General features: G+C 67.5%; 5 protein-coding genes. All 5 read right to left on the bottom strand.

Annotated features, from left to right (window positions below; translation table 11 throughout):
* Positions 1–80: 80 nt before the first annotated feature.
* A complete protein-coding gene (locus tag SY1_RS10100; RefSeq protein ID WP_208873691.1) occupies positions 81–1256 on the bottom strand; it encodes a hypothetical protein in 1176 nt (391 codons plus the stop codon).
* A gap of 97 nt (positions 1257–1353) precedes the next feature.
* Complete coding sequence (locus SY1_RS10095; RefSeq protein WP_015556959.1) at positions 1354–2559, bottom strand: Synerg-CTERM sorting domain-containing protein; 1206 nt, start codon at positions 2557–2559, stop codon at positions 1354–1356.
* Positions 2560–2918: 359 nt separating this feature from the next.
* Positions 2919–4055 (bottom strand): methylmalonyl Co-A mutase-associated GTPase MeaB, encoded by a 1137-nt coding sequence (gene meaB / locus SY1_RS10090; protein ID WP_243440660.1) that lies wholly within the window; start codon positions 4053–4055, stop codon positions 2919–2921.
* Complete coding sequence (scpA, locus tag SY1_RS10085) at positions 4039–6240, bottom strand: methylmalonyl-CoA mutase (RefSeq protein WP_015556958.1); 2202 nt, start codon at positions 6238–6240, stop codon at positions 4039–4041. The genes meaB and scpA overlap by 17 nt, the downstream gene beginning before the upstream one ends.
* Before the next feature lie 2 nt (positions 6241–6242).
* A partial coding sequence (locus SY1_RS10080; RefSeq protein WP_423868979.1) for a cobalamin B12-binding domain-containing protein occupies positions 6243–6736 on the bottom strand: 494 nt, incomplete at its 5' end.

The following is a 6736-nucleotide window of genomic DNA, read 5'->3' as shown; positions in this document are numbered from 1 at the left end:
CTTTAAACGCGAATTGATATGAATACACAAAAAGGGGCCGCGCGGCGTTCGCCGCGCGGCCCCCTACTCTCCCGCTTCCTCTACGTTCGCCGTCTCAGGAGCGCCAGCGGAAGGAACAGCGCCGCGGCCCCCAGGCCCAGCGCGCTGCAGAAGCCACTGTCCCCGTCATTCTCGTCTGCTACCTCGTTGAAGGTCGCAAGGGACGTGACCGTCCCGCCCAGGTCGCCGCTCGTGAGGGTTCGGACCAACGCGTCATCCTTGAAGATCAGGACCCGGTCGCCCGTCGTCGCCGCCAGCGCCTTGGCGCTCGTGTCCCAGACCAGCCTCCGAAGTCCGTCCTTTGGCGCGTCCGCAGAGCGCCACACCTCGGCAGCAGCGCTGTCCTTCCAATGGTAGAGCGCGTCCGCACCGGAAGCCGTCTGCGCGATGAAGTAGATGCTGCTTCCGCCGTCCTCGCAGACCGAAACGATATCGCCATAGCCACCCGAGCCGTTGACGAGGTCCTTGAACTTCCCCCTGCCCGGCTGGTAGACCTTGATTCCGTCCCCATTCCCGTAGACGAGGGCAAGCACCTTCTCGTCGTCGTAGAGGGCCATGTCGGTCGCTCCAGCGCCGAGGTCGAAGCTCGCGTAGGGCACGAGGCGGCCGTCCAGGCGGAACAGCCACCCCGACACGTTGTCCCCGTTCGCGTTCCCAGCCGTGAGAAGGGCGTATATCTCCTTGCCGCGGACGCGGACGCGCTGCCCGTGGACGTTCCCTCCGTCCGCGCTGAGCGCCAGGACGTTGCCTGTGGGCAGCAGGGTTTCCGTCCTGATCTCGACGAGGCTGCCGCTGTCGTAGGCCGCGGCGAACAGGCTGCGCCCGTTGTCGGAAACGTCCATGTCCCGGACGCCGCGCACCCCGGGCCAGTCCGCGCTGGCTATGGGCGCGTTCCAGCCCCTGGCGGCGCTGTAGACGTAGACCGCATCCCCGGTGGTGGAGTTGGAATGGCTGACCAGGACGTACTGGCCGCCGTCGCGCTGAAAGGCGTAGACCGCCGCGTCCGCAGGCCGCCCCGTCAGGACGGAGGGGCGCACGTCGACGCTCGCGGCGCTTGAGATCCCGATGACGCCCACCGACGCCGTGGAGCTCCCCGCCCCCACAGCCGTGTAGACCACGTTGGCTCCCGCCGCCCCGGCGGAGAACAGGAGCAGCAGCGCGGGGAGAAGTTCTTTCGCGAACCGCAAGTTCCTCGATCCAAAGCTCTTCAACCTCAAGTTCCTTGACCTCCCTGATGTGCAAAGTGTGCGGCGCGGCCCGCAGGGGCTCTTCGGGCGCCTTTCTCCCCAATTATAGACTATGGGAGGCCGTCCTTCATCCGCGTCGCTGCGGGGTGGACCGCCGGCGCAGGGCCAGGAGCGGGAGGACCAGCGCCAGGCCCCCCAGGTCGAGCGCACCGCACCCGCCGCCCGAACTGCTCTTGTCCTTCCCTCCATCGCCCGCCGGGCGGTCGATCACCGCGATGCTGGTGGGGTTGCCGCCCAGCTCCGCGCTGCCGATCGTTTTGACGTGGCGCCCGTCCGCCTCGAGGACGGCCACCCTGTCGCCCATCACGGCGAAGACCCGATTTCGGTACGCCGTGTCGCGCACCAGCTGGCAGGCGTAGCCGGCGACGCCCTTTGCCTCGTACACCTTCACGGGGTACCGCGCGGAGCCGGTCCAGCGATAGAGGGTCAGGGTGGGCCTCGCCGCCGCCCCGTCCCGCCGCTCAGCGATGAAATAGAAACCGCCCCCGCCGTCCTCGCAGACCGCCGTCACGCTGCCCAGGGCGGTGCCGTCGTCCGCGCTGACGACCTCCAAAGCCAGCCAGTCCGCGCCGTCCGCGGCGTTCAGGTTCACCACCTGCACGCCGCCCGTGCCGCGACAGGCGACGGCGATCCGGCCGGCGTCGATCTTCGCCATGTCCACGGCGTTCCTGCCCAGCCCCTCGTACCGCACGAGCTCCTTGTTCAGTGCGCTGTCCAGCCCCACCAGGACGCTGCTCGCGTAGGTGTAGCCGGGATAGCTGCCCCGCGTCGCCGTGAACAGGGCATAGATCACGTTCCCGGCGGCGAGGACCCGTTCCGCGTGGGGGACGTACCCCGCCGGGGCGGCGGTGCAGATGTAATAACGGCCCGTGGCGGTGTAGCTCGAGGTGTTCACCTGAATGACGGCGCCCCCTTCGTGGGCGGCGGCGTACAGGTTCCCGCCGTAGGCGGCCAGGCCGTGAACGTTCATGGCGTTCGTCCAGGTCCTGTTGGCGACGGGCACGTCCCAGCTGGCGGGATTGTAAACGGCCGCCTTGTCCCCCGTGGTGTGGTCGTGCTCCAAAAAGACGTAGAGCCGCCTGCCGCCCTGCGGGAACGACGCGCCCAGGGCGTCGCCCCGAAGGCTGCCGACCGCCCTCCCGGCCTGCAGGGCCTCGTCGATGACCCCGATGGCGCCCGTGTAGCCCGCGTCCACCGTCGTGTAGGCGACGTTCGCCGCCGCCGCGCCGCAGAGCGCCAGGGCCACCAGGAACGCACACGACAGCTTTTTCATGAACTTCACCTCCTTTGAATTAAGGAAGCGCTGATTAATCTTCAAAAGTTGTTGAAAGCAATTAAGGATCATCAAACAAAGGGTATCCTTCAGCGCTTCCCTAAAATTTTAAAATGGGGCTACGCCCCCCACTTCGGGGAGCCTTCCGGCTGCCGTTCGCTGGCGCTCACGGGCCGTCAGTCCCAATCCCCACGCGCTTCGCGCGGCCTGATGAAGTTTCAGGCACTGAAGGGAGCCCATACGGTTGACAGTTCTCAACGACTGAATCAGTGTTTCCTTAAGTGGGGCCGGTCGCGGTACAGGCTGTCAAGCCCCCGGCGAAACGTTCCGGCCTTCAACGAACCAGGTGGGCAACCCCATCACTCCTGTCGGTCCCGACCCCTCTCATAGAGCGCCAGCAGCTCCAGGGCCGCCTGGGTGGCGGCCAGCTCGCCCCGCTCCACCCGCTCCTCGATCTCCGGCATCTCCGCCGCGACGCCGGGGTCCTCGTAGAAGCGGCGCAGCAGGTGGTCCTCTACCATCGAGTGGACCCAGGACAGCGCCTGGCGCCGGCGGCGTTCCGCGAAAACGCCCGAGCTCCGGACGTTTTCCATGAAGTCCTCCACCATGCCCCACACCTCCGGGATGCCCTCGCGCGTCAGGGCGGAGCAGGTGTAGGCACGGCTCGTCCAGCCGTCCGTGGAGGGCCGCAGGTAGTGCAGGAACTGCTCGTAGTCCGCCCGGGTGGTCTGGGCCCTCATCCGGTTGGCCCCGTCGGCCTTGTTCACCACGATGGCGTCCGCCAGCTCCATCACCCCCTTCTTCATCCCCTGGAGGTCGTCTCCCGCGCCCGTGATGACCAGGAGCATGAAGAAGTCCACCATGTCCCGCACCGTCACCTCGCTCTGGCCGACGCCCACCGTCTCCACCAGGACGACGTCGTACCCCGCCGCCTCGCAGAGCAGCATCGTCTCGCGGCTCTTGCGCGTGAGCCCCCCCAGCGTCCCCCCGGAGGGGGAGGGGCGGATGAAGGCGTTCTCGTTCCGGGACAGCTCCTCCATGCGCGTCTTGTCCCCCAGGATGCTGCCCCTCGTCACCGTGCTGCTGGGGTCCACCGCCAGCACCGCCACCCTGTGCCCCCGGTCGCAGAGCCACGTGCCCAGCGCCTCAATGAACGTGCTCTTGCCCGCACCCGGCACGCCCGTGATGCCCACGCGCACGGCGCGCCCGGTCCGCGGCAGCACGGCGGAGATGACCTGCCGGGCCAGGTCGAAGTGGGCCGGCGCGTTGCTCTCCACCAGCGTGATGGCGCGGGAGAGGACCGCGCGGTCGCCCTCCAGCACGCCCTCCACGTAGTCCCGAAGCGCCAGCTTCCGGCGTTTCGGGACGGGAGCAGGGGACGGCTCCGGCGCAAACGCCATGCCGTCGTGGGCGTCGGTCACGCCGCCCATGACGCGGCAGGCGAACTCGGCTCCAGCCCCTTCCGGCGTCCATTCGGGCCTAGTCGTCGTCGACACGGCGGTTGAGCTCCTCCATGACCTTTTTGGCGGAGACGGGGATGACCGTCCCGGGGCCGAAGATGGCGGCGGCGCCGTGCTCGCGCAGGAAGGCGTAGTCCTGCGCCGGGATGACGCCGCCCACGACCACCATGATGTCCTCGCGTCCGCGCTTCTTCAGCTCGTCCACCAGCTGCGGCAGAAGCGTCTTGTGCCCCGCGGCCAGAGAGCTCATGCCGACGACGTGGACGTCGTTGTCCACCGCCTCCTGGGCCGTCTCCGCCGGGGTCTGGAACAGCGGGCCGATATCCACGTCGTAGCCCATGTCGGCGAAGGCCGTGGCGATGACCTTCGCGCCCCGGTCATGGCCGTCCTGCCCCATCTTGGCGACCATGATGCGCGGGCGGCGGCCGTGCTTCCTCTCGAAGTCGTCCGTCATCCTCCGCACCTCGTCGATGACGTCCGCGTCCTTGAACTCGCTGCTGTAGACGCCGGAGATGGAGCGGATCACCGCCTGATGGCGCCCGCAGACCTTCTCCACGGCAGCCGATATCTCGCCGAGCGACGCCCTGGCCCGTGCCGCGTCCACGGACAGCGCCAGCAGGTTGCCCTCGCCCGTCTCCGTGGCCTTCGTGATGGCGTCGAGGCACTCCTTCACCTTCTCCTGATCCCGGTTCTCCCTCAACTTCTTCAATCTCGCAATCTGCGCCTCGCGCACGGCCGTGTTGTCCACCTCCAGGATCTCAAGCGGGTCCTCCTTGTCGAGGCGGAAGCTGTTGACGCCCACGATCTCCTCCGCGCCCGAATCGATGTGGGCCTGACGCCGGGCCGCCGCCTCCTCGATGCGCATCTTCGGAAGCCCCGTGTCGATGGCCGCAGCCATGCCCCCCAGCTCCTCGACCTCCTGGATGTGGGCCCAGCTGCGCCGCAGGAGCTCGCTGGTCAGGGACTCCACGTACCAGGAGCCGCCCCAGGGGTCGATGACCTTGCAGACCTTCGTCTCGTCCTGGATGTAGAGCTGCGTGTTGCGCGCGATCCGCGCGGAGAAGTCCGTGGGCAGCGCGATGGCCTCGTCCAGGGCGTTCGTGTGCAGCGACTGCGTGTGGCCCAGCGCCGCCGCCATGGCCTCGATGCAGGTGCGCTCCACGTTGTTGTAGGGGTCCTGCTCCGTCAGGCTCCAGCCGGAGGTCTGACTGTGGGTGCGCAGCGCCATGGACTTGGGGTTCTTCGGGTCGAAGCCCTTGACGATCTTGGCCCACAACATGCGGGCGGCGCGCATCTTGGCGACCTCCATGAAGTAGTTCTTGCCGATGCCCCAGAAGAAGGAGAGGCGCGGGGCGAAGGCGTCGATGGTGAGCCCCGCCTTGATGCCCGTGCGCAGGTACTCCAGGCCGTCCGCCAGCGTGTAGCCCAGCTCGATGTCCGCCGTGCCCCCCGCCTCCTGGATGTGGTAGCCCGATATGCTGATGCTGTTGAACTTCGGCATGTACTGCGAGGTGTAGGCGAAGATGTCCCCGATGATGCGCATCGAGGTCCTGGGCGGGTAGATGTAGGTGTTGCGCACCATGAACTCCTTCAGGATGTCGTTCTGGATCGTGCCGGACAGGACGGACTTGTCCACGCCCTGCTCCTCCGCGGCCAGGATGTAGAAGGCCAGGACGGGCAGCACGGCGCCGTTCATCGTCATGGAGACGGACATCTGGTCCAGCGGAATGCCGGAGAACAGGATTTCCATGTCCAGGATGGAGTCCACGGCCACCCCCGCCTTGCCCACGTCGCCCACGACGCGCGGGTGGTCGGAGTCGTAGCCGCGGTGCGTCGCCAGGTCGAAGGCGATGGAGAGGCCCTTCTGGCCCGCGGCCAGGTTGCGCCGGTAGAAGGCGTTGCTCTCCTCGGCCGTGGAGAAGCCGGCGTACTGGCGCACCGTCCAGGGGCGCGTGACGTACATCGTGGGGTAGGGCCCCCGCAGGAAGGGAGGCAGCCCCGGCTTGTCGAAGGCCAAATGGGCGAGGTGCCCGCCCTTCGCCTCCGTGTAGAGGGGTGGGACGTCGATCTGCTCCATCGTTCGGGTCGTCATCGCCTCGGGCGCAGACCCCGTCTCCGCCTCGAAGTTGCGGCTCCAGACCGCCTCGTCAAAGTCCGGGCCGGAAGTGGGGCAGTTCAGCGAAATTTGCGTAAAATCCGGGTTTTTATACGATACGGACATCTTTAGAACATCCCCTTCATCTTCTGAAATCCGGACAAAGTCTCAAGACAGTTCGAGCGGACGCTGATGAAGCCCTCCACGCCGGCCTCGACGTAGGCGTCCTTGAACTCCGGAGCTGGCTCCCCGGCCAGGTAGACGCCCATCTTCGGCGCCCGCTCCTTGATCGCCCGCGCCAGCGGCGGCACCACCTCAGGGTACGTGGCGTCCGTGGAGCAGATCACCGCGATCTCCGCACCGCTCGCGGCGGCGGCCTCCGCGCACGCCTCCGGCGTCTCGAAGCCGTCGTTGCGGAGCATCTCGAAGGCGGCCACCTCCATGAAGCTCGAGATGAAGTCCGCCCGTGCCTTGTGCTGGGGGATGGGCCCCATGTTGGCCAGAAAGACGCGGAAGTTATCACCCGTCCGCGCCCTGTAGGCCTCCGTCCTGGCCCTCAGCTCCTCGAACTGCTCCGTCCAGCGGTGGGGCCTCACGGGCTCCACCGCGACGTCGCCCCTCC

It is taken from the genome of Fretibacterium fastidiosum, from assembly GCF_000210715.1.
Taxonomy (GTDB): Bacteria; Synergistota; Synergistia; order Synergistales; family Aminobacteriaceae; genus Fretibacterium; species Fretibacterium fastidiosum.
This window is presented reverse-complemented; position numbering and strand designations above follow the sequence as displayed.